Annotated in this window: 18 protein-coding genes and 1 riboswitch; of the genes, 3 read left to right on the forward strand and 15 right to left on the reverse strand. The window is 51.2% G+C overall.

Annotated features, from left to right (window positions below; genetic code table 11):
- Nucleotides 1–174: 174 nt before the first annotated feature.
- Together mgrA and gloA2 are read right to left on the reverse strand one after the other, a co-directional pair.
- Nucleotides 175–1,164 (reverse strand): L-glyceraldehyde 3-phosphate reductase, encoded by a 990-nt coding sequence (gene mgrA, locus C8U37_RS12235; protein WP_108033512.1) that lies wholly within the window; start codon nt 1,162–1,164, stop codon nt 175–177.
- A 364-nt stretch (nt 1,165–1,528) separates the two neighbouring features.
- Nucleotides 1,529–1,909 carry an SMU1112c/YaeR family gloxylase I-like metalloprotein gene (gloA2, locus tag C8U37_RS12240; protein WP_108033513.1) on the reverse strand — a complete coding sequence of 127 codons (381 nt, stop codon included), beginning with the start codon at nt 1,907–1,909 and terminating at the stop codon, nt 1,529–1,531.
- Nucleotides 1,910–2,107: 198 nt separating this feature from the next.
- Here gloA2 and C8U37_RS12245 point away from each other — a divergent pair, with 198 nt between their 5' ends.
- Entirely contained in the window at nt 2,108–2,449 is a 342-nt protein-coding gene (locus tag C8U37_RS12245; RefSeq protein ID WP_108033514.1) for a heavy metal-binding domain-containing protein, read from the forward strand.
- A 333-nt stretch (nt 2,450–2,782) separates the two neighbouring features.
- Here C8U37_RS12245 and C8U37_RS12250 read toward each other — a convergent pair whose 3' ends face one another.
- The 6 genes from C8U37_RS12250 to C8U37_RS12275 form a co-directional block, all read right to left on the reverse strand.
- Nucleotides 2,783–4,957 carry a type IA DNA topoisomerase gene (locus C8U37_RS12250; protein WP_108033515.1) on the reverse strand — a complete coding sequence of 725 codons (2,175 nt, stop codon included), beginning with the start codon at nt 4,955–4,957 and terminating at the stop codon, nt 2,783–2,785.
- Nucleotides 4,958–5,113: 156 nt separating this feature from the next.
- Nucleotides 5,114–7,309, reverse strand: a complete 2,196-nt coding sequence (locus C8U37_RS12255; protein WP_108033516.1) for a DNA topoisomerase III — start codon at nt 7,307–7,309, stop codon at nt 5,114–5,116.
- Between the two features lie 474 nt (nt 7,310–7,783).
- Complete coding sequence (locus C8U37_RS12260) at nt 7,784–8,668, reverse strand: hypothetical protein (protein WP_146161834.1); 885 nt, start codon at nt 8,666–8,668, stop codon at nt 7,784–7,786.
- Between the two features lie 279 nt (nt 8,669–8,947).
- The gene (locus C8U37_RS12265) at nt 8,948–9,490 is read right to left on the reverse strand and encodes an ECF transporter S component (RefSeq protein ID WP_108033518.1); all 543 of its coding nucleotides are present in this window, start codon (nt 9,488–9,490) and stop codon (nt 8,948–8,950) included.
- Complete coding sequence (locus tag C8U37_RS12270) at nt 9,469–9,891, reverse strand: DUF4430 domain-containing protein (RefSeq protein ID WP_170100287.1); 423 nt, start codon at nt 9,889–9,891, stop codon at nt 9,469–9,471. The genes C8U37_RS12265 and C8U37_RS12270 overlap by 22 nt, the downstream gene beginning before the upstream one ends.
- A gap of 91 nt (nt 9,892–9,982) precedes the next feature.
- Nucleotides 9,983–10,138: riboswitch (adenosylcobalamin (AdoCbl) riboswitch) on the reverse strand.
- Nucleotides 10,139–10,253: 115 nt separating this feature from the next.
- Nucleotides 10,254–11,672 (reverse strand): glycoside hydrolase family 1 protein, encoded by a 1,419-nt coding sequence (locus C8U37_RS12275; RefSeq protein WP_108033520.1) that lies wholly within the window; start codon nt 11,670–11,672, stop codon nt 10,254–10,256.
- A gap of 250 nt (nt 11,673–11,922) precedes the next feature.
- Here C8U37_RS12275 and C8U37_RS12280 point away from each other — a divergent pair, with 250 nt between their 5' ends.
- Together C8U37_RS12280 and C8U37_RS12285 are read left to right on the forward strand one after the other, a co-directional pair.
- Nucleotides 11,923–14,142, forward strand: coding sequence for a copper-translocating P-type ATPase (locus C8U37_RS12280; protein ID WP_245879838.1), 2,220 nt, complete (start codon nt 11,923–11,925; stop codon nt 14,140–14,142).
- Nucleotides 14,143–14,288: 146 nt separating this feature from the next.
- The gene (locus C8U37_RS12285) at nt 14,289–14,483 is read left to right on the forward strand and encodes an SHOCT domain-containing protein (RefSeq protein ID WP_245879839.1); all 195 of its coding nucleotides are present in this window, start codon (nt 14,289–14,291) and stop codon (nt 14,481–14,483) included.
- A 384-nt stretch (nt 14,484–14,867) separates the two neighbouring features.
- On the opposite strand, the gene C8U37_RS12290 is transcribed toward C8U37_RS12285, so the two are convergent.
- The 7 genes from C8U37_RS12290 to C8U37_RS12320 all read right to left on the reverse strand — a co-directional run bounded on the left by C8U37_RS12290 (nt 14,868) and on the right by C8U37_RS12320 (nt 21,980).
- A complete protein-coding gene (locus C8U37_RS12290; protein ID WP_108033522.1) occupies nt 14,868–16,268 on the reverse strand; it encodes a sensor histidine kinase in 1,401 nt (466 codons plus the stop codon).
- A complete protein-coding gene (locus tag C8U37_RS12295) occupies nt 16,265–16,948 on the reverse strand; it encodes a response regulator transcription factor (RefSeq protein ID WP_108033523.1) in 684 nt (227 codons plus the stop codon). Before C8U37_RS12295 ends, C8U37_RS12290 begins: the two co-directional genes overlap by 4 nt.
- A 38-nt stretch (nt 16,949–16,986) precedes the next feature.
- On the reverse strand, nt 16,987–18,501 hold the full coding sequence (locus tag C8U37_RS12300) for a multicopper oxidase family protein (protein ID WP_108033553.1): 1,515 nt from the start codon (nt 18,499–18,501) through the stop codon (nt 16,987–16,989).
- A 157-nt stretch (nt 18,502–18,658) separates the two neighbouring features.
- Entirely contained in the window at nt 18,659–19,789 is a 1,131-nt protein-coding gene (locus C8U37_RS12305) for a sodium ion-translocating decarboxylase subunit beta (RefSeq protein WP_108033524.1), read from the reverse strand.
- 15 nt (nt 19,790–19,804) lie between these two features.
- Nucleotides 19,805–20,152, reverse strand: coding sequence for a biotin/lipoyl-containing protein (locus tag C8U37_RS12310; RefSeq protein ID WP_108033525.1), 348 nt, complete (start codon nt 20,150–20,152; stop codon nt 19,805–19,807).
- A gap of 34 nt (nt 20,153–20,186) precedes the next feature.
- Entirely contained in the window at nt 20,187–20,483 is a 297-nt protein-coding gene (locus tag C8U37_RS12315; protein WP_108033526.1) for an OadG family protein, read from the reverse strand.
- An 18-nt stretch (nt 20,484–20,501) separates the two neighbouring features.
- Complete coding sequence (locus tag C8U37_RS12320; protein WP_425445667.1) at nt 20,502–21,980, reverse strand: oxaloacetate decarboxylase subunit alpha; 1,479 nt, start codon at nt 21,978–21,980, stop codon at nt 20,502–20,504.
- Between the last annotated feature and the right edge of the window lies 1 nt (nt 21,981).

Here is a 21,981-nt window from a genome sequence, read left to right on the forward strand (position 1 = left end):
CCCCAAAAGAGAAAAATTCTCTTCTGGAGTTTGTGAATGTGGCTCCCTTATTTCAACAGATAAAATGTCTCATCAACACCATTTGACAGAGAGCCAGGTAATTACGGTGTTCGAACAGTAAAAAAGCTCCCCGAACGATGCATAGCATCGCTTCGGGAAGCCGTTCCTACTTTATTATTTTGCCAATACCGCTTCGATTTCATCCAATTCTTCATTGCTGAAAGCAAGGTTTTCCAATGCCTTCACGTTATCATCGATTTGGCTCACTCTGCTGGCGCCAATCAATACGCTCGTTACTTTTCCGTCGCGGAGAATCCAAGCCACGGCCATTTCAGCCAATGTTTGTCCGCGTCGTTGCGCAATTTCATTCAGCGCGCGTGATTTCTCGATGGTTTCCTGCACCCGCTCCGCGTTCAGGAACGGTGACGAAGGTCTTCCGGCACGCGAATCTTCCGGAATGCCGTGCAAATAGCGGTCGGTCAACATGCCTTGCGCCAACGGGCTGAAGGCGATAGTGCCCAATTTATTTGCTGACAATACGTCCTGCAAGCCATCCTCGATCCAACGGTTGTACATATTGTAGGCTGGTTGGTGGATGATGAACGGTGTCTTCAATTCTTTGAAAATGGCGGCTATTTCAGCGGTCTGCTCCGCTGAATAGTTGGAGATACCGATATAAAGAGCTTTGCCTTGGCGGACCATCAGATCCAATGCTTGCGCTGTCTCTTCGAATGGCGTTTCCGGATCCGGACGGTGCGAATAGAAGATATCCACATAATCGAGGCCCATCCGTTTCAGACTCTGATCCAGGCTCGCCGTCAAATATTTCTTCGAGCCCCATTCCCCGTATGGACCGGGCCACATATCATAGCCGGCTTTGCTGGAAATGATCAATTCGTCCCGGTAAGGCAGGAAATCCTTCTTTAAAATCTTGCCGAATGTTTCTTCGGCGCTGCCTGGAGGCGGACCGTAGTTATTCGCCAAATCGAAATGGGTGATCCCCAGATCGAAGGCGCGCTGGACCATTTTGCGCGAGTTGTCGAACAGATCCACCTCGCCGAAGTTGTGCCAAAGCCCCAGGGAAATGGCTGGCAATTTCAATCCGCTGTTGCCCACGCGGTTATAGATCATTTTGTCGTATCTGTTTTGTGCCGGTTGATACATGTCATCACCTCAACAAGTTAATATATCCATTATAGCGTTTTCATTATTGGAGCGCAAAGCTTTTACAAAAAACGGACGTTGAATTCCAGCGCTTCCGTCTTCCGGGTTATCGGACAACTTCGCCTGCGACGGTGCTCCGATTGTCTGATTCTCCTAAGTTATCGGACAACTTCCGATGCGACGGTGCTCCGATTGTCTGATTCTCCTAAGTTATCGGACAACTTCCGATGCGACGGTGTTCCGATTGTCCGATTCTTCCGGGTTATCGGACAACTTCCGATGCGGCCGTATATGTAATTCGCAACAGCACACAAGCCAAAAAGGTTGTCCATAACTTGGACAACCTCCCGCATTCTGTTAGGTATCATTCATGCAGCTCCAACGGCAAGCCGTCCGGATCTTTGAAAAAAGTGAATTTCTTGTTCGTGTAGTCGTCCCAGCGGATCGGTTCGGTCTCGACGCCTTTGCGGTTCAATTCAGCCACAGTTGCTTCGACATCCTCCACGTAAAAACAGAGATGGCGCAATCCGACCGATTCCGGGCCGCTCGGTCGCTCTGGAGGATTCGGGAAAGAGAACAGTTCGATTTCGCTATCTCCGAGTTTGAGATCAAGTTTGAATGAGTCCCTTTCAGCCCGGTAGTTTTCTCGGATGATTGGCAATTCCAGCACCTCCGTGTAGAACGCCTTAGAAACATCGTAATTGGAGGCGATGATCGCCACATGGTGAATCTTTTCTAATTTCATGCTAACAGTCCTTTCGGTTTCAGGTTTCTTCCATTTTATCATTATCTGCCGCTGCGTACACGCATTCCATATTAGCTTCGGAACGATTTCTATTTCTATTCCGGACGGACTTTTGATATAATGAGGATATCATCAGAAAGTTATAATCGATTTGTTGCACTGATTGTTCACCGTCAGGAAGAAAGGAAGGTACATCCTATGATTATTACAACAACCGCCCATGTCGAGGGCAAAAAAGTCACGGCCTATCAAGGCATCGTTTTCGGAGAAGTCATCACAGGCATCAACGTATTCAAGGATCTTGGAGCCGGCATCCGCAATATCGTCGGCGGCCGTTCAAAGAGCTACGAGGATGAATTGACTGTCGCGCGCGAAAATGCCTTGGCAGAAATGGAAATTCGTGCGTCCGCAAAAGGCGCAAATGCCATCATCGGCATGAAAATGGATTATGAAGTACTGGGCGCTGACAATGGCATGCTGATGGTCACCTGCAGCGGAACCGCCGTGAAATTGATGGATGAATCGGACTATTTAGGCTAAAACTATCGGAAAAACGGGGCTGTCTCATTGCGGGGCAGCCCCTGTTTGTCGTTATGCGGTTACGTTCTCTGCAACCATACTGCATTGCTGAAATCTGCACTGTTCTTCTCCGGCGAACGGAGGCTTCGCCGGAGTTCGGCCCACATTATGCTCCTGTTCTCCGATTAACGAGGCTTCATCGGAGGTACGAGCGATCCTTGCCGGCGTTCTCCGGTGAGCGGATCCTTCATCGGAGTTGGGAGTTACTCACAGCATTTCGTCACGCCCTCCGCCTAGCGTGAACATAATAAAGAAAAAGGTCCTGCCTCGTTTATTCCGAGACAGGCCCTGCTTTCAGTATGTCTTTTTGCGCACGGGCTTTTTCTTGCTCGGAGCGAACGGTTTGAAGGAAATGGCATAATTGCCGGTTTCGTCTTTCCCTAGCAGCAGGGCCGTCGAAAAGCTCTTGCCGTCTTTTTTCTTGAAACCGGAAAGGCGCTTCGTTTCCTTTCGGGCCAAAAGCTCTTTGGCTTCCTCGGGAGACAGATAACGGCGGGCGATGTAGCGGGAAATCCGGAACGGGCAGGCCTCACCGTAGTCTTGGCATTGGAGATAACTGCCTTTGATGATCGCTTCTTTCCCGCAGACTGGACAAACGCCGACCACCGCACCGTCACCGGCCGCATCAATGCGCTCCGCGATGCCTTCGGACTGCAGCATCTCGTTCTTCGTACCGAGGATTTCCGTGACGAAATGTTTGATGTTCTCCAGGAAATAAGCCTGGTCGCCTTCGCCTTTGTGGATTTTCGCCAAATACTTTTCCCATTCGGCAGTGAAGGCGACATCACTCATTTTGTTGCCGGCCACGGCTTCGCAAAGCAGCGTACCCTTTTCGGTGATCGCCAGCTGGTTCTTCGCGGCTGTTATGTAGCCCCTGTCCTTCAGGTTTTCGATGACGCCGGCACGGGTCGCTTCCGTTCCGATGCCGTGCGTTTCCTTGAGAATCGCCTTGTCTTCGGCATCATCCACTTCTTTGCCGGCGTTCTTCATGGCTGCGATCAGCGTGCCTTCTGTGTAAGGCTTCGGCGGGGTGGTCTTCTTCTCCTTCGTGGCCAGGACGGCCGTTCCGGTTTCCCCTACCGTGACCATCGGCAGGATTTTGTCCTCCGGTTCGCCTTTTTTTCTGGTGTTGCCTTCCAGCTTCTTCCATCCGAGATTCTTGATGATCTTACCGGATGCCACGAAGTCCAGTCCGCCTATATCCGTAATGATGGTCGGTTCATCGTATATGAAGTCCTCCTCGAACATCGCCATTGTCCGGCGCAGGACGAGGTCATAAATTTTCTGCTGGCTCGCATTCAATTTCGCGATCCGTGCCTGATCGGGCACTTTTTTCGTCGGGATGATGGCGTAATGCTCCTGCACTTTGGCATCATCGACGTATTTCTTGCGCGGGGTCAGATTCGGCTTTTCAATGGTGTGACCCAATATCCCCAAGTAGCCGGAAAGATTGGCCTTCAGATAGGCAAATTCATTTTTGGTGATGACCGTCGAGTCCGTCCGCGGATAGGAGAGCAGCTTTGCCTCATACAGGGACTGCACGGTCGCCAGGGTGTCTTTGGCACCCATCTTGAATTTGGCATTGGCCGCCCGCTGCAGGTCGCTCAGGGAATACAGGCGAGGCGCCAGTTCCCGCTTGTTTTCGTTTGCTTCATAGCGTTTGATGAGGGCCGGCATCTCCGCCGCTAAGCCATGCGCTGAGATGAATGCCTTCATTTCTTGTTTGGACTCAAATTCATGCTGATACTTCGCTTCGAAGGTTCCGTTCGTGACCGTGACCCGGGCAAGGCACTCGTAATGCGTCTCTTCCTTGAAGGCCGCAATCTCCTTCATGCGCTTGTAGATCATGAAGAGCGTCGGGGTCTGCACGCGGCCGACCGAAAAGGCTCCTTCTTTGATCCCGGCCTTCTGCAGCGCAATGGTGTACAGCCGGCTCAGATTCATCCCCACCAGCCAATCGGCGATTTCCCGGCTTTGGGCCTCGATGTAGGATGGATAGGTGTCCTTTCCGTCCAACAATTCGCTGAAACCGCGGCGGATTTCATTGGATTCCAGACTGTTGATCCAGAGGCGCTTCATTTCCTTCTTTTCTGCGCCGGCGTGCCGGATGATCGAACGGGCGATGTTTTCCCCTTCGCGGTCCGAGTCGGTGGCGATGATGATGCGGTCTGCTTCCTTGAGCTGCTGCTTGATGTTCGCCATCTGTTTGCCTTTTCCGTATTGAATCTTGTATTTATAGCTTTCCGGGAAAATCGGCAAGTGCTCCAGGCTCCATTTTTTCCATTTCGGATCATATTCTTCCGGCTGCAGCAAGCCCAACAGATGACCCGATGCATGCACGATGACCGTTTCGCCATCGAACAGGCTGTCCTGGATCACGTAGTTCCCGGCAACAGTCGCCTTTTTTTGGAATGAGCTCGCGTAGGCGGCCGCCTGTGATGATTTTTCGGCTAAAATGACTGTTTTCATTTCAAACTTTCCTCCTTGACAGGATTGCCGTTTTATCGTGCTACGGCAATCGATACCTCACAATTATAACATACGCACAGTTCCAGATATGGATCGAAAAAAGGACTGCGATGGGCAACAAAAGCGCCCACGCAGTCCTTTTCGGCAGTATCGTTCTTAATCGTCCAGCTTGAGTTTCTGCAGCGCCTCGAATAAGGCGTTGTTAACCGGCTCGTCATCTTGATTCTGTTTCTTCAGATATTTTTGGACATCCTGCTTCGCTGCCTTGCCGCCGGAGCCTTTTTTGCGGCGTTCGTTGAAAGCCGACAGCTTTTCGCGGTAGCCGCATTTGCAGGTGAATATCTGGCCGTCGCCTTCGCCGTGCAGCTCCATTTTCTTCATGCACTGCGGGCAGCGGGCATTGGTGACGCGCGCCACATTCTTGCGGTAGCCGCACTCGCGGTCCTGGCACACAAGCATCTTGCCCTTTTTGCCGTTCACTTCCAGCATCGGCTTGCCGCAGTCCGGGCAGGTTTTGGTGGAGATGTTTTCGTGCTTGAACTTGCCGTCGCTCGTCTTGATTTCCGAAACGATTGCTTGCGTATAGGCCTTCATTTCAGCGATGAAAACCTCTTTCTTCAGCTTGCCGGCAGCGATCTGTTCGAGCTTCTGCTCCCATTCGCCTGTCAAAGCCGGGGATTTCAGCTCTTCCGGAACCAACTCCAGCAATTGCTTGCCTTTGGAAGTGACATGGATTTCCTGTCCGCGTCTTTCGATCATGAAGGCATTGAACAGCTTCTCGATGATGTCGGCGCGTGTAGCCACGGTTCCCAAACCGCCCGTTTCCTTGAGCGTCTGCGCCAGGGCTTTATCGGTTGTTTCCATATATTTGGCTGGATTTTCCATCGCCGTCAGCAAGGTCGCTTCGTTGAAGTAGGCCGGCGGTTTCGTTTGGCCGGATGTCTCGCTCACGTATTGGATTGCCAACACATCGCCGGTTTCGATCTTCGGCAGCAACTGCTCCTTCAATCCGTCTTCCGCTTCTTCGTCCTCGATGCGATTGCTGTAGACTTCTTTCCAGCCGGCAACGGTGACCGTCTTCCCGCGGGCAACAAAATGCTCGCCGCCGATATCCGCGCGCAAGGTCAGCTGCTCGTATTCGTAGGCCGGATACAACACAGCCAAGAAGCGTTTCACAACCAGATCATAGATTTTGAGTTCCTGAGCCGACAATTTCCCGATCTGGACAAACTCTTCGGTCGGGATGATAGCGTGGTGATCGGAGACTTTGCTGTCGTCGACGAACGATTTGTTCGCTTTGATCGGCTTCGCCAACACCTTGTTGACGAGCGGACGGTATTCCTTGATGGCGCAAGCCTTCAGACGGTCCGGCAGTGTGGCCACGATGTCGTTCGAAAGGTAGCGGGAATCCGTGCGCGGATAGGTCAACAGCTTGTGCTGTTCATAGAGTTTCTGCATGATGTTCAGCGTCTCTTTGGCGGAATAGCCGTAGAGCTTGTTGGCGTCGCGCTGCAGTTCGGTCAGATCATACAAGCCGGGCGCATAAGATTTCTTCGGTTTCCGATCGACCGCCACAACAGTCGCCTGCTGCTTGTCCAACTTTTTGACGATGGCGGTGACCTTATCGCGGTCAAAGCTCTTCGTATCGTTCGTTTTGCTATCCTGCCAGATCAGCTTCAGCTTCGTGTCAGTCTGGGCTTCGATGCCGTAAAAATTTTTTGGCTGGAATTTTTTGATTTCCTCTTCGCGTCTGGCGATGATGGCAACCACCGGCGTCTGGACCCGGCCGCAGTTCAATTGGGCGTTGAATTTGGTCGTAAGCGCACGGGTCGCGTTCAGTCCGATGTACCAATCCGCCTCCGAACGGGCCACAGCCGACTGATACAGATTTTCGTACGCCTTGCCCGGTTTCAAGTTCTGGAAACCGTCTTTGATGGCCTTGTCCGTCACGGATGAAATCCACAGCCGCTTGACCGGTTTATTGACTTTCGCCTTTTCGATGATCCAGCGGGCGACCAGTTCCCCCTCGCGGCCGGCATCGGTTGCGATGATGATATCGGAAACGTCATTGCGCACCAGTTGGGACTTGACGGCGTTGAACTGCTTGCCGGATTGCTTGATGACCATCAGCTTCAGATTCTCCGGAAGCATCGGCAGATCCGCCAAGTTCCAGTTTTTGTATTTCACATCATAAGCTTCCGGATCGGCCAGCGTCACCAGGTGGCCCAGTGCCCAAGTGACAATGTAATCCTTCCCTTCCAGATACCCCTGGCCCTTTTTCTCACATTGAAGCACGCGCGCGATGTCGCGCGCCACCGATGGTTTTTCTGCTAAAACTAAACTTTTACCCATACTATATTTTCCTACTTCCTAATTTCTTGTTTCGACAGGTCCTACTATATCACAGAATTTTTATGCGGGCCCTTCCTTTTTGTTTTCCATTATGCAGGTTTCGGGACCGGTAAATCCGCTAGGGCCGACGATTTCACCCTTCTCGATCGTAAATTAAATTTTTTTGAAACGTGGTGAACCTCAATTGCATGCATGGCATGTCCCCCGTTATTCGAATCAATTTTTGGCTGGCTTGAAATGCTCAATTCAAATGCTTGTTGCCTCATTCCAAGCCTGAACGGGATGGTTCTGTCCCATAAGTCCCGAATGTGCTTATCGATTGAGAAGGCCCCCGGATTTTTACATTATAGTCCTGATCGGTACCGGACACTAGTTTCATTTTCACGAACGGACTCCGAAACGAGTAAAGCCCCGCAGATGTACTACTCGAATCTGCAGGGCTTCATGCCTATTTAATTTGGTTGGTATCCTTCATTACATCAAATAGCGCAAACAACTTTCCAAATCTGCTCTGCTTTGGGATACTTCTTTCGTTAGTTTTCTCTTGACTTCATCATTATCGATCACCAGTCTGTGTCGTTTGAAGAAGGCATACAACTCTTGCCTGAACGCTGCATTCAGGCTTTCGAAATCCAACGGCAAGTGGGTTCCATCTCCCATTGCCACATAATTTTGATACTGTTCCTTCGCCCAACTTTCGGCACGTTCAGAAAAGCCGTCAGCCAGTTCTCGGTTTTCTTTAGATACCCTTTCCCAAGCGAATACATTCTTCGGTTGCAAATAGCTTGACCACAGGGCATCCCTTTGTAAATGAAAGAAAACATTCCGATATTTTTCCAGGTAATACCGCAAGAGCGTTTCTTGGATAAAATCTTTATGCACGGCATAGCAACGCTCTACTTCGCTTTTCTCGCTGTCGTTTGCATCATGTTCAAATTTATAAGTGAATCCTCGTATGGCGCCGTCCACATGAACTACTGAAGGGCCGTAGTTGGCAAGCAACCTGTCTTCTTTTAGGACATCAGTCGATCCGAGATCGAAGTATCTACGGAAAGCTTCAAATAAGCTATAGTCCACCCGGATGAAATCATTCATCGGAACGGCAGGCATCGCTTCGCTGAGTTCCGCGCGCTGAGGGCCTTCCCACGAAGATTCCAAAAACGAGCGCATCCTATCAAAGCTAAAATAATCATCGTCAAAGCCCGACCTCTTTGAGGACATTAGAAAGGCCAAATAGGAACCTATTGCAAACAGCAACACCAGCATCGTGATAAGAAGCCCTCGGAGACCGTCTACAACAAAGCCAATCATGGCAAGTGTTGGAAAAAGAATAAGGACTATATTTTTTATGTTTTTCATGGCCAAAACCCCACAAATTTTTTAGTCAGATTCATCAATCTTACCCTCTTTCTCAGGTAATAAACCGTTCAGCATGACCGCGAATCGTACCCATGCAACCCCATTATACTGGAGTGCACAAGCTATTTCCATTGATAGCTCAGCTTATGATAGGCATGTGCAAAGATGGTCCGTTAGACGTGAGAAATTTGTTCGGGCAAAAAGCCAAAGAAAAAATTCCCAAAAAAATAAGCCATATGGAATGCGCTCTTCAACGAGAGCGTTCCATATGGCTTTTCTTCACCCTTTTTTCAGTTGCGCCGCCAGCAATGGCGCCAGGATCGGTTCCAGGATCAGATAGAAGCCTGCGTTCCCGAGGCCATGCATCAGATCGAAGGGGATCCCCACGGCATAATACGCCCAAAAAGTGTTGATACCCATCATTTTCACCGTGAGCAGCGAAATGATGAATCCGTAGAGTATCCCTCCGAGGAAGGAAAAAACCACAAAATAAGCTTTGTGCGCCTTTTGGTAGAACGGCTTCATGAGCAGTCCGGTGACCACGATCAGCACACCGAAACTGGCGATCTGGGCAATCGTCCAGGGCCCCATCCCCAACATAAAATTAGTCAGGATGATGGACAAGATGGCCACTATGAAGCCATCCGCCATCCCCATCGTCAGCGTCAGGATGATCAAAACGGCCGTCACGGGCTGGACGTTCGGGATGAACTGGAAGACAATCCTTCCGACATAGCACAAAGCCGTCAGAATGGACAACAAGGCGATGCGTCTGACGCCGAACTTCGGTTTGTCCGGTCTTACATTTCTGTCAGATTCCAAACGATTACGTCTCCTTCTTGGAGCGCCACATCAGCGGCTCCGACCATCGAAGGCTCACCGTTGACGTCGAACAGCCAATATTTGGCTTTCGTTTCGGCGGTCTCTTCCACTTGCGCTTGCCCGTCGATGGCTGTGATGAAACCGTCCGCTTCTTCAATAGTATAATTTTCTTTCATGACATCCAACAAGTTGGCGCCCGCTTCGACCGCGATTGTTTTTTCAGAACCCGTGATGACTGTTCCGCCATCCGTCAAAGAAATCGATACGCTGACCGTTTCTGCAGCTTCTGAGCTGACCGCAACAGAAGAAGATTCCGCGACTGAAGTCGATTCTGCCGTGTCCGCAGGGGCGCACCCGAATAATACCAAACTGAATGATAAAGCCAATAATAATTTTTTCATCTTTCTTTCCACCTCTGATCTGTATTTGATAGAAGTTCCCTCGCCAACGGCCGGGATAATGCAAAAAAAGTCCATGCGCCATCGCATAGACAAGTAACGTCACCGTTTTACCTCGAAACGGCACGCATGCAGTAAATAGCATCTTGGAATAAAGACCTGACTAAGACGTTCATGACGTCATCACAGTGGCGGGACCGCGTTGGATTTTCACCAAACTTCCAAATTCCAAGTGTCTTTGAATGGTTTTCCTATCCCCTCCATTTTACCCAAAGCAGAAAAAAATACAAGACCAGTTGCGCTTTTCTGTGCGCCCTGGCCTTGCGATTGATGACAAGTGTGTCAAGTCAATTTTCGATTTTCTGTTATGCCTTCAAGCTTGTGCCGTTGGTTGCGATAACTTCTTTATACCAATTGAAAGATTTTTTCTTGTAGCGGTTCAGCGTGCCGGAGCCATCGTCATTACGGTCGACATAGATGAAGCCGTAGCGTTTCTTCAGTTCCGCAGTCGAAGCGCTGACCAAGTCGATACATCCCCAGGTCGTGTAGCCCATCACTTCCACACCGTCCGCGATCGCTTCAGCGACTTGCACCAAGTGGTCGTTCAGGTAGTTGATGCGGTAATCGTCGTTGACTGTCGGATGGCCGTCTTCGCCCGTCACCAACTGATCGACCGCACCCAAGCCGTTTTCAACGATGAACAATGGTTTTTGATAACGATCCCAGAAAGCGTTCAGGACGATGCGCAAGCCTTTCGGATCGATCTGCCAGCCCCATTCGGAAGCTTCCAGGTAAGGGTTTGGTACGCCACCGAGAATATTTCCCGCTCCTTTCGCTTTCTTGGACTTGTCCGCCGTATCGGTCGAACTCATATAGTAGCTGAAAGAGATGAAATCGACTGTGTTCTTCAGGATTTCTTCGTCTTCCGCTGTGATGTTCAGCTCAATATCGTGTTCGCGGAAATAGCGCTTCATGTAGCCAGGATATGCGCCGCGGACATGGACATCCGAGAAGAAATAATTCTGGCGCTCCGCTTCCATCACGACGATGACATCGTCGGGATGGGAAGTCAACGGGTAGGTAGGCATTGCCAAGACCATGCAGCCGATCTGGAAATCGGGATTGATTTCATGGCCGATCTTTGTTGCGGATGCGCTGGCGACCAATTCATGGTGGATCGCTTGGTAAAGATCGGATTTCGATAGTTGTTCCTTCGGCGTCGCAATCCCGCCGCTCATGAATGGCAAATGGATGATCGAATTGATTTCATTGAATGTCAGCCAGTATTTGACTTTGTCTTTATAGCGCGTGAAGACCGTACGCACGTAGTTTTCGTAGAAGCCGATCATCTTGCGGTTGACCCAGCCATCGTATTCTCGCGCCAAGTGCAGCGGCGTTTCGTAGTGGGACAGCGTGATCAGCGGCTCGATGCCGTATTTTGCCAACTCGTCGAACAGGTCATCGTAGAACTGCAAGCCCGCTTCGTTCGGCTCGGTTTCGTCGCCGTTCGGGAAGATGCGTGTCCATGCAATCGATGTCCGGTAGGTTTTGAAGCCCATTTCCGCAAACAGTTTCACGTCTTCTTTGTAGCGGTGGTAGAAATCGATGCCTTCCAGTTTCATGTTGTCCGGAGTCGGTCCGTCCGTGATCGGCCCGAAGCCGCCCTTCGGTGTGACGTCCTGGACGGAAAGCCCTTTGCCGCCGACGTCATAAGCCCCTTCATACTGATTGGCAGCTGTCGCGCCGCCCCACAGGAAATCTTTCGGAAAATTCAGTTCAGTCAAAATCCTACATCCCTTTCATGGTAGCGTTTTAATACCTTCCATTTTACCGTAACCGCTCCGGAAATGAAACCGTTAACCTAGCATGGCCTATTTCTGCTATGATAAGGGAGAGAGAAATTCCCGCGTCCGTTGCCCTGCTATCCAAATCGTTTGACACGACTTCACAAAAGCGTTACATTTTATTTGTAGTTACGATTACACGCGTAAACGAATCATTTCTGTATTTCCGGAGATCGGAGGAGTGAATAAAATGGACGAACACGACCATTCCCAGCACAAACCTACTGTCGATGCCACTCACAACGATAAGCCCACCAGCCACATCCACCCCAATGAAGCGCACAATGAAGAACGCGCAGGCCATGAACACCATGAACAGATGGCCCACAGTCTCCCTAGCCACTCAGAGCCTGTCCCGCACATCCCAAAGACTACTGCCGATATGCCGCCCGAAGCGCATGCACACGAACACGGAGCAGCCCCAGACCCTGATCATGGCAATATGGATCACGGCAGCGGACACGCAGGCCACCACGAACAGATGGTGGTTGATTTCAGGAAACGATTTTGGGTGACACTCGGGTTGACCATTCCCGTCACCTTGCTTTCCCCGATGATCATGATGCTTTTCGGCTTCCATCTGGACTTTCCCGGGGCAAATGTCATCGTCTTTGTGCTTTCCACCATCATCTTCTTTTATGGCGGGAAGCCTTTCCTGAAAGGCGCTTGGGATGAATGGAAAAAACGCTCACCGGGCATGATGCTGCTGATTTCCTTGGCCATCATCTCCGCTTATATCTACAGCACCTTCACCGCTTTTTTCATAACCGGCTCGGACTTTTATTTCGAACTGGCGACCTTGATCCTGATCATGCTGCTCGGGCATTGGATCGAGATGAAATCACAGATGGGCGCATCCAAGGCACTGGAAGAACTCATCAAATTGATGCCAAAAGTTGCCCACAAACTGGACAGCGCCGGCAACACCGTCGAAGTCTCGATTGAGGACCTCGTTCCCGGCGACCGCATTCTGATCAAACCCGGCGAGAAAATCCCCTTGGACGGCAAAATTTTCGAGGGCGACTCCACCGTGGATGAATCCATGCTGACGGGGGAATCCGTTCCGGTCGAAAAACAACCAGGCATGGCTGCTATCGGCGGATCGATAAACGGCAATGGCGTGTTGAAATTGACAGTGGAAAAGGTCGGGAACGAAACCTACTTGGCGCAGGTGATCCAGATGGTGACCAATGCCCAGCAACAAAAATCCAAGGCCCAAGGATTGGCGGATACGGCAGCCAAATGGCTTTTATACATCGCCGTGGTGGCCGGCATCCTGACTTTCGGCTATTGGCTGTTTGCAGCCGACCAGCCGTTCGCCTTGGAACGGCTGGTGACCGTCCTCGTGATCGCTTGTCCGCACGCGCTCGGACTGGCCGTCCCTTTGGTGAATGCCGTATCGACATCCATCGCAGCCAGGAACGGCTTGCTCATCCGCAACCGGACGCAATTTGAAGCAGCCCGCAAGATCAATCGGATCGTCTTCGACAAGACCGGAACCTTGACGGAAGGCAACTTCGGAGTGACCGACATCATCCCCGCGGAAGGCATAGCGGAAAAGGATTTATTGACGCTGGCCTATTCGGTGGAGCTGCAATCCGAGCATCCGATCGCAAAAGGCATCGTCCGAAAGGGGGAAGCCGAGCACCTCACTCCCCTTGAAGTGAAGGATTACCAAAACCTTACCGGACAGGGTCTTCAGGCCTTGGTGAACGGTGTGCCGGTTGCCGTCGTCAGCCCCGGCACGATGGCGGCACGCGCTATCGCCTATGACCGCACCAGCTACGAAGAACTGGCCCAGCAAGGAAAAACAGTCGTCTTTGTCCTGAAGGAAGATCTATTGCAAGGCATGATTGCCATTGCCGATATCATCCGGGAATCCTCTTACGAAGTCGTGGCGGCTTTGAAGGAACAGGATATCGAGCCGATCATGCTGACCGGTGATAACAGACGCGTGGCCGATTATGTAGGCAAAAAATTGGGTATGGCCCAGGTGTTTGCGGAAGTCCTGCCGGCAGAAAAATCGAAACACGTCGTCGCCTTGAAAGAGGGAAACAATAAAGTTGCGATGGTGGGAGACGGCGTCAATGACGCTCCAGCGCTGGCGGAAGCCGATTTGGGCATCGCCATCGGTGCCGGAACGGACGTCGCCATCGAAACGGCCGATGTTATCCTCGTCGACAGCGATCCGCAGGACGTCTTGACCATCATCCGCTTATCCAAAGCGACTTACCGAAAAATGGTTGAAAATCTGATTTGGGCGGTCGGCTATAATATCATCGCTATCCCGCTTGCCGCCGGTGTACTGAACAGCCAGGGCATCGTCATCACCCCTGCCATCGGAGCGGCCGTCATGTCGATCAGCACCATCATTTGCGCAGTCAACGCCCGGTTGCTGAAGCTGGATTGATTCATGGCCTGAGCGCGTATTCCCCACCGTGGACTGCAAAACTACATCCAATCCACACAATACGGCTGTACAATACTTATAGAGAGAGAAGAAAAGGGGGAATTTGCATGTTTGGCAGATACCTACAATGTTTCGGAGGTTTTGGCATGGGTGGAATGATGTTTATGGGCATTTTCTGGATCGCACTGATCATACTTGTCATTTACTTGGCAAGCAGGCTTATGAATGATAGATCAAGCAAAGTTTCAACAGAGGAATCCGCTTTGGACATCCTGAAAAAAGAATTGGCAAAAGGGAACATTACCGAGGAAGAATTCGACCGCAAAAAGAAACTGTTGTAATCCAAAATGAATAGGAAGAAGGGCCGGCTCCAATACAATGAGCCGTCCCCTCTTTTTTTTAGCCTTATTTATATCTGGTCGAGTATTGAAATGGCTGCAGCTAGCGAACACCAGACAGATGCCGCATCTCTCAGCGCTCTTCGCCGGCGAACGGAGGCTTCGCCGGCGTTCAGGACGCATTCCGTTAACGTTCTCCGATGAAGCGCGCTTCACCGGAGTTCAGTCCGACTGTTACCGGTGTACTCCGGTGAGCAGACCGTTCACCGGAGCTGGGGATGGACTACAAGACTACAAGCACTCCTCCAGTCCAGTGGGCGCAAAGAAGAGTCTATCTCATTACGAGACAGCCCCCTTCGTTTCGTTTGTCATTCATTATGCGCCAGTTTATGCCCGGTGCTGATCCAGCGGAATCGTCACCGTAAACACGGCTCCTTTTCCGATAGAGCTGACGACGCGCACTGTCCCGTTGTGCTTCTTGATGATGCTTTTGACGATGGCCAGACCTAGCCCTTGCCCACCAGATTTGCTGTTGCGCGAAGGCTCCGTCATATAGAACCGCTCGAAAATCTTTTCCTGGTCTTCGGTATCGATGCCGATGCCGTCGTCGGACACTTTCAGAATTGCTTGGTTGCCTTCCGTGTGCGTTTCAATGCTGATATTCCCTTGCTTCGGCGTGAATTTGATGGCATTGGCCAAAAGGTTCGTAAGCACTTGGCTGATTTTGTCCTGATCCGCGGTTATCATCAGCTGTTCACCGGATACCGTCAAGGTGATATGCTTTTTTGCAGCCGCAGCCGTGAAGTTTGTCGCGACTTTTCGGCTCAATGCCTGCAGGTCAAATCGGCTGAATGCCAACTTTTCATGGCTGCTTTCCATTTCGTTGATTTTGTCGATATTCCCGATCAGTCGGGAAATCCGATTCACTTCATCGTAACAGATCTTCAGCCGCTCGTTGCTCGGCTCCCAGATGCCGTCAAGCATCGCCTCCAGATTACCCTTCAAGGTCGTGAGCGGGGTGCGGATTTCGTGCGCAATATCGGAAGAAAGACGGTTCCGGATTTCCTGTTGGTTGTCCAGCTGACGGGAGAGGCTGTCGACGGAATGGATCAGCGCATCTATTTCGACGATGTTCGTTTCTTTAGGTGCCTGCTCCGTATAATTCCCTTTAGCGATTTCTCCTGTAAAACGGCTCACCGCAAAGACCGGTACACTCAATTTTCTGGCGATCCAAAACGCGAAAAAAAGCGATAAGGCGAACGCCAACAGCGCCACAATCAGCAGATTATTGCGGATATCGCGCATGAATGCGACATCATGTTCCGTATAGAAATACGTCCCCATCGTTCCGATTGCCAGGCTGCCGATTGTCCGGGAGTCGTCATTAAGCTCAACAGTGGTCACTGTATATTCACTTTCTGTACCGCCCATCATCTCATCCATCTGCGACATATGGTTCGACATCATCTGTCTGTTCGTCTGTTCCTCCATCGCACTGGGGCTCCAGATCAGCGCCCCTTGACTATCATAGACTTTCAGAATGATGTCGTCCTGCAATGCCTGCCTGCCGATGACCGCTATGGCGTCCTCGTCCCAGCTCTCGGTTTGGGCAAAAACTGCCTCAATTTCATCCGTGTAGCTGCTTATTTCTTCCGTTCGCCGTTCGCTGACATATTCCGAGAAGTGGCTGTTCACCAACTGCATGCTGAACCAGCCGAACAGCCCGATGATGACAATCGAAAAAAGCAGGAAGGAAAGGATCAGGTTCCAACTGATTGTCCGTCTCATCGCTTCCCTCCAAACCGGTAGCCGCTTCCCCGGACAGTCAGAATATAGCTGGGCTGTTTCGGTTCCGGCTCGATTTTTTGCCGGATGTTCTTGATATGCGTATCGATGACCCTGTCCAGACCTTCGAAATCCAGCCCTTTGACGCTCTCCAACAGTTCTTCCCGTGTGAAGAGTCGGCTCGGATTCTTGGCCAATAAGGTCAACAATTCGTATTCGGTAGCCGTCAACGCGACTTCCTGCTGCCGCACGAAAACTTGCTTCGTTTTGGGATGGATCACCAGATTTTCACCATCGAAACTCCATTTTGCTTCAACCTCGACTGGGGCAGCGCGCCTCAGCACAGTCTCGACCCGCGCCACCAGTTCCTTGGGACTGAACGGTTTGACCATGTAATCATCCGCGCCGATCTGCAGGCCGCTCAGGATATCCTTTTCGGATGACCTTGCCGTCAGCATAATAATGGGCACATTGGATTCTTCGCGGATTTTGGCACAGATGTCTGTACCGGCCAGATCCGGCAGCATCAGATCCAACACGATCAGATCCGGATGGAAGGCATGGAATTTTTCCAAAGCCTCCGCCCCGGACTCGGCACGGTATACCTGATATTTTTTGGCGGCCAGATAGGCTTCCACGATGTCCAAAATATTCGGTTCATCATCGACGATCAAAACTTTCATGCCCATCCCTCCAGCTTATTTTTTGGTTTTTCTTGGTTCTATTGTACACTGACCTGAGCCATCATGCCATTGTCCTCATGCTCCAAAATATGGCAATGATACATGAAAACGCCCTTCTCGGAGAAAGTCACGGCAAGCCGGACCGTTTCACCCGGATAAACGGCAACGGTGTCTTTCCAGCCTTGTTCATTCTGCGGCGGCTCCACCCCATCGCGCGAAAGCACTTGGAACTGGACGCCATGGATGTGGAAAGGATGAACCATACTGCCCATCATATCCTGCGCATTGTGGACTTCCCAAATGACCGTTTCATTCAGACGCTGCTCGCTATCGATGCGATTCATATCGAACTGATTGCCGTTGATGTTGACCATAAAGGACATGCCGCTCAGCGTGAACTGTTTGACGGCTGCGCCTTCTGTCGTTGGTTCCGGAATGTCGTTCAAGGTTGCCGGAAGCGTCTTCTGTACATCCGTCTCCTCCGTGATATTCAAGGAAAGGACCGTTGCATTCCCATCCATCAGCTTCAACGTTTCACCTTCGCTATAAGCGCTCAGGTCCACGATGATTTCCGCCCGTTCACCCGGCGTCAGTGTCACGGACGTCAAGGTAACTGGCTGTTCGAGGAATCCGCCGTCGCTGGCGATCTGATGGAAAGTTGCTGCATTTTCCAATCCGAACGTGTAATTGCGGGCATTCGAGCCATTCACCAAACGCAACCGAATCAGCTCATTTTTGACTGCCACATATGGATTGATGGTACCGTTCACAAGCAAAGTATCGCCGTAAGTGCCATCGGGATTATAAGTGCCTTCATAATCGAATTGGTTGTCCGCATCGAAGGTCCTGTCCTGGACAATCAAAGGGAAATCATTCACCCCATAGTCCTTCGGCAAGTCAAGCTGATCGGAATTGTCGTCCTCGACAAAAATCAGACCGGCCAGACCGGCGTACACTTGTTTAGCCGTCGTCCCCAAGGCATGCGGGTGGAACCACAACGTAGCCGCCTCCTGCTTGACAGTGAAGTCCACTTGCATCGTTTCGTTCGGGCTGACCGGGTGATGCGGCCCGCCATCCATATCCGAAGGGAGCTTCACGCCGTGCCAATGGAAAGAGGTGGCTTCGGCCAGCTGGTTTTCAGTCTTGATATGCACTTCCTGGCCTTCACGCACGACCAAAACCGGACCAAGATAGGAACCGTTGTAACCGAGCGTCTGCGTCGTTTCCCCATCCAAGAAAGCAGTCTCCCCCGCTTGTGCGGTGACCGTATAGGTGATTTCAGTAGCGGATTCGGAATCCGGTTCCGCCAGTTCCGGCAGCCGCAGTGCGGTCATTGCCTGCCCGCTTTCATCCAGAACAATGGTTCGATTTCCGCCCATCATCTGCCCCATCCCGATTAAATTGCCTGAGCTGCCCGCATCCTGGTTTGAAGTTGTCACAGTCGTACGGCTCTCCCCGCTATTGAAAAACATCGAAAAAAGATTGGCTGATACAAACAACAATAACGCCACCGAAGCAACCAAAGCCACAATCAACGAGGTTCTCCTACTCATGTTTATCCGTCCTTCCCTTTCAGGCTCTTTTGTTGCCTTCATTATACATCCTCCATGTGTAGAACAGATGGATTTTGCAATCGTCTGGCCCTGAAACGACAAAAAAATCTCCCTTTGACCTGAAATCAAAAGGAGATTAGGTTAAATTAGTCCATCCTCAGCCGAAGAAGGCCAACAGAACCCCGGCCGCAACAGCCGATCCGATGACGCCTGCCACATTCGGCCCCATCGCATGCATCAGCAAATAATTGGAAGGATTGTATTTGATGCCTTCCTTCTGTACGACCCGCGCAGCCATCGGCACCGCCGAAACGCCGGCTGCCCCGATCAAAGGGTTCACTTTTCCGTTCGTCAGTTTGTACATCAGTTTTCCCATCAACACGCCTGCAGCAGTTCCGATGGAGAACGCAAAGAGCCCCAGAACGATGATCTTTATCGTGGTAAGCGAAAGGAAAAGCTCTCCATTCGCCTTCGCTCCAACGGTTACGCCCAGAATGACGGTGATGGTATACATCATGGCGTTCTGCAGCGTTTCGGTCAGCTTCGGCACTTGGCCGCTTTCACGGATCAAGTTCCCGAGCATCAGCATCCCCACAAGTGCCGTTGCCGACGGGACAACCAGACTGACGAAGATGGTCGTTACGATTGGGAATAGGATGCGCTCATTTTTGGATACGGTACGCATCTGCTTCATTACCGTCTGCCGCTCTTTTTCGGTCGTCAACAGCCGCATGATCGGTGGCTGGATGAGAGGAACCAAGGCCATATAGGAATAGGCTGCCAATGCGATGACCGACAAAAGATGGTTGGCCAATTTTGTCGTCAAATAGATGGCAGTCGGTCCATCTGCCCCGCCGATGATGCCGACGGAGGCTGCTTCCTGAGGCGTCATACCCAAGGCCAGGGCACCGAAGAAGGCCGCAAAGATGCCGAACTGCGCCGCCCCGCCCAGCAAGAGTGTCTTAGGGTTGGCGATTAGTGGCCCGAAATCGGTCGCTGCCCCGAGGCAAAGGAAAATCAACGGCGGATAGATACCCAGATTCGTCCCTTGGTAGAGGTAATAAATCAGCCCTCCCGGTTCGCTTTCGGTAGGCGGCGTCATCAAACCGGCCAAGGGTAGATTCACCAACAGGATGCCGAATGCAATCGGAATCAGCAAATACGGCTCATAGCCTTTTTTGATGGCCAAATAAAGGAAAATGCAGGCAATGACGATCATAATGATTTCTTTATACGTAAGATGAGCTAATCCGGACATCCGGATCAAATCAGTCAGAGCTTGGATCATAGGAATCCCCCCCTTCTAGAGAATCAATAACGGCTGGTCGGATTCGACACTATCATTCGCTTTCACAAAGATGCGTCGGACAATTCCATCTTCGTCCGCAACGATCTCATTCTCCATCTTCATGGCCTCGAGAACGATGAGGTTTTCCCCTTTTTTGACTTTCTGACCCTCCTTAACCAAGATGCGCAGGATGGTGCCTGCCATCGGTGCCAACATTGTTTTCCCTTCTTCAAGAGTCCCAGAATCTTCAGCTGGTTTGTTTGTTTCTGTTTTAGGCCCTCCTGGCATGACCGCATCGTCCGGCAATTCCTTCACTTTGACATGGTAAACTTGTCCATCAATTTCGATTTCATACTTTTTCATAAAAAAACCTCCCTTTTAGATCAGCAGATGGCATTTATTTGATGCGCGTTACATCAACGATTTCGAACTTTTTTGAAGGATGTGATTCATATGCGGCGATCAAGGCCGTTATGGCCGCTACTTTGGCTCGCTGCTCATCCACACCCGGATTCGCCAGAACAGGCTGGAGATTTTCTTCCCGCTGCACCGGAGCCGAAGCGACCGCTGCCGGCTCCCCAACCAACTTATGCACCAGTTCCACCAAGAACCACAGGCTGGCCAATACGGCAAAAACAACGATCATCGCAACAACTGTGACAACCAGACCATCGCCTAAATTGAATGTTCCCATTTCTTTCCCCTCTTCCTCTTAACTGCGATAACGGGCTTGGATACGAATAACTGCATCCGCAGGCTCCGCTGTAGCTAGCGCATTCCCGTCCGCTGGTTCTTCTGCAGGGGTTGGATGGTAGACCTCTTGCAGATAAGCTTTGCCGACCTGAGGGAACAAGGCATAAGTCAACACGTCCTCATCCGTGCGCGCCAGCTCGCCCAACTCCGCCTTCAAGCGTTCGAACTCCGGCTGCAGGTGATCAGCCGGGCGATCCGTGATGACGGCATCATCCCCGATGATGCTGCGTCTGAACGCATCATCCACCGGTACGGGTGTCTTGCCGTATTTACCGTGCAGGTAATCCTTCACTTCATTCGGGACCATCTTATAGCGTTCCCCCGTCAAAACATTGAAAACAGCTTGCGTCCCGACCATCTGGCTCATCGGCGTGACCAATGGTGGAAAACCTAAGTCAGCCCGGACCCTGGGCACTTCCTTCAGTACTGCCTCGTACTTATCGCTGGCCTTTGCTTGTTTAAGTTGGGAATTCAGGTTCGAAAGCATACCTCCCGGGACTTGATAGATGAGCGCTTTGGGATCGACCGACAGCATTTTCGGATCGAGCACCCCCGAAGCGATGTACTTATCGCGGATCGGCTTGAAATAATCGGCTATTTCTTCCAATTTGGCGATGTCCAAACCGGTATCATATCCCAGTTCCTCCAATACAAGCGCCATCGATTCGGTAGGCGGCTGACTCGTGCCTTCCGAAAACGGGGAAATCGCGCAGTCGATGATGTCCGCACCCGCTTCGATGGCAGCCATATACGTCATCTGCGAAACACCGCTGGTTGCATGCGTGTGGATATTCAATGGCACATCGATCACAGCTTTGATGGCTGGGATAAGCTCTTTGGCGACTTTCGGCGTCAAGATGCCGGCCATATCCTTGATGCAGATCGAGTCCGCTCCCATTTCCGTCAGTTCCTTGGCCAAATCGGTATAAAATGGGATGGTGTGCACATCGCTGATGGTGTAGCAGATCGTCAGTTGGGCATGGGCGCCGTATTTCTTGACGGCTTCCAGTGAAGCTTTCAAGTTCCGCGTATCATTCAAAGCGTCAAAAATCCGAAAAATATCGATGCCATTTTCAATGGCCTTGCCGACGAAGCGATCCACGATATCATCCGCATAGTGGCGGTATCCGATCAGGTTCTGTCCCCGCAGCAGCATCTGCAGCTTCGCATGCGGCGCGCGCTTGCGGATTTGCCGCAGCCTTTCCCACGGATCTTCATGCAGAAAACGGATAGCCGCATCATAGGTAGCCCCGCCCCAGCACTCGAGCGCGTAATACCCCGCTTCATCCATTTTCTCCACAATAGGGAGCATGTCGTCCGTAGACATGCGTGTCGCCATCAAGCTTTGATGCGCATCACGCAGAACGGTCTCAGTAAAAAGCACTTTCTTTCCTTTTTCCAATCCGATCACATCCATTCTTTTCATTGGTGCCAGCATC

The sequence above is a fragment of the Trichococcus patagoniensis genome (genome assembly GCF_003051085.1).
Taxonomy (GTDB): Bacteria; Bacillota; Bacilli; order Lactobacillales; family Aerococcaceae; genus Trichococcus; species Trichococcus patagoniensis.

What these genes read in the sequence shown, in the direction of transcription:
- C8U37_RS12310 (WP_108033525.1), bottom strand. Translation starts at nt 20,152, where the DNA reads ATGAAAAAGTATGAAATCGAAATTGATGGACAAGTTTACCATGTCAAA.
- C8U37_RS12245 (WP_108033514.1), top strand. Translation starts at nt 2,108, where the DNA reads ATGATTATTACAACAACCGCCCATGTCGAGGGCAAAAAAGTCACGGCC.
- C8U37_RS12305 (WP_108033524.1), bottom strand. Translation starts at nt 19,789, where the DNA reads ATGATCCAAGCTCTGACTGATTTGATCCGGATGTCCGGATTAGCTCAT.
- C8U37_RS12315 (WP_108033526.1), bottom strand. Translation starts at nt 20,483, where the DNA reads ATGGGAACATTCAATTTAGGCGATGGTCTGGTTGTCACAGTTGTTGCG.
- C8U37_RS12260 (WP_146161834.1), bottom strand. Translation starts at nt 8,668, where the DNA reads ATGAAAAACATAAAAAATATAGTCCTTATTCTTTTTCCAACACTTGCC.
- C8U37_RS12290 (WP_108033522.1), bottom strand. Translation starts at nt 16,268, where the DNA reads ATGAGACGGACAATCAGTTGGAACCTGATCCTTTCCTTCCTGCTTTTT.
- gloA2 (WP_108033513.1), bottom strand. Translation starts at nt 1,909, where the DNA reads ATGAAATTAGAAAAGATTCACCATGTGGCGATCATCGCCTCCAATTAC.
- mgrA (WP_108033512.1), bottom strand. Translation starts at nt 1,164, where the DNA reads ATGTATCAACCGGCACAAAACAGATACGACAAAATGATCTATAACCGC.
- C8U37_RS12270 (WP_170100287.1), bottom strand. Translation starts at nt 9,891, where the DNA reads ATGAAAAAATTATTATTGGCTTTATCATTCAGTTTGGTATTATTCGGG.
- C8U37_RS12295 (WP_108033523.1), bottom strand. Translation starts at nt 16,948, where the DNA reads ATGAAAGTTTTGATCGTCGATGATGAACCGAATATTTTGGACATCGTG.
- C8U37_RS12300 (WP_108033553.1), bottom strand. Translation starts at nt 18,501, where the DNA reads ATGAGTAGGAGAACCTCGTTGATTGTGGCTTTGGTTGCTTCGGTGGCG.
- C8U37_RS12250 (WP_108033515.1), bottom strand. Translation starts at nt 4,957, where the DNA reads ATGAAAACAGTCATTTTAGCCGAAAAATCATCACAGGCGGCCGCCTAC.
- C8U37_RS12255 (WP_108033516.1), bottom strand. Translation starts at nt 7,309, where the DNA reads ATGGGTAAAAGTTTAGTTTTAGCAGAAAAACCATCGGTGGCGCGCGAC.
- C8U37_RS12320 (WP_425445667.1), bottom strand. Translation starts at nt 21,980, where the DNA reads ATGCTGGCACCAATGAAAAGAATGGATGTGATCGGATTGGAAAAAGGA.
- C8U37_RS12285 (WP_245879839.1), top strand. Translation starts at nt 14,289, where the DNA reads ATGGGTGGAATGATGTTTATGGGCATTTTCTGGATCGCACTGATCATA.
- C8U37_RS12280 (WP_245879838.1), top strand. Translation starts at nt 11,923, where the DNA reads ATGGACGAACACGACCATTCCCAGCACAAACCTACTGTCGATGCCACT.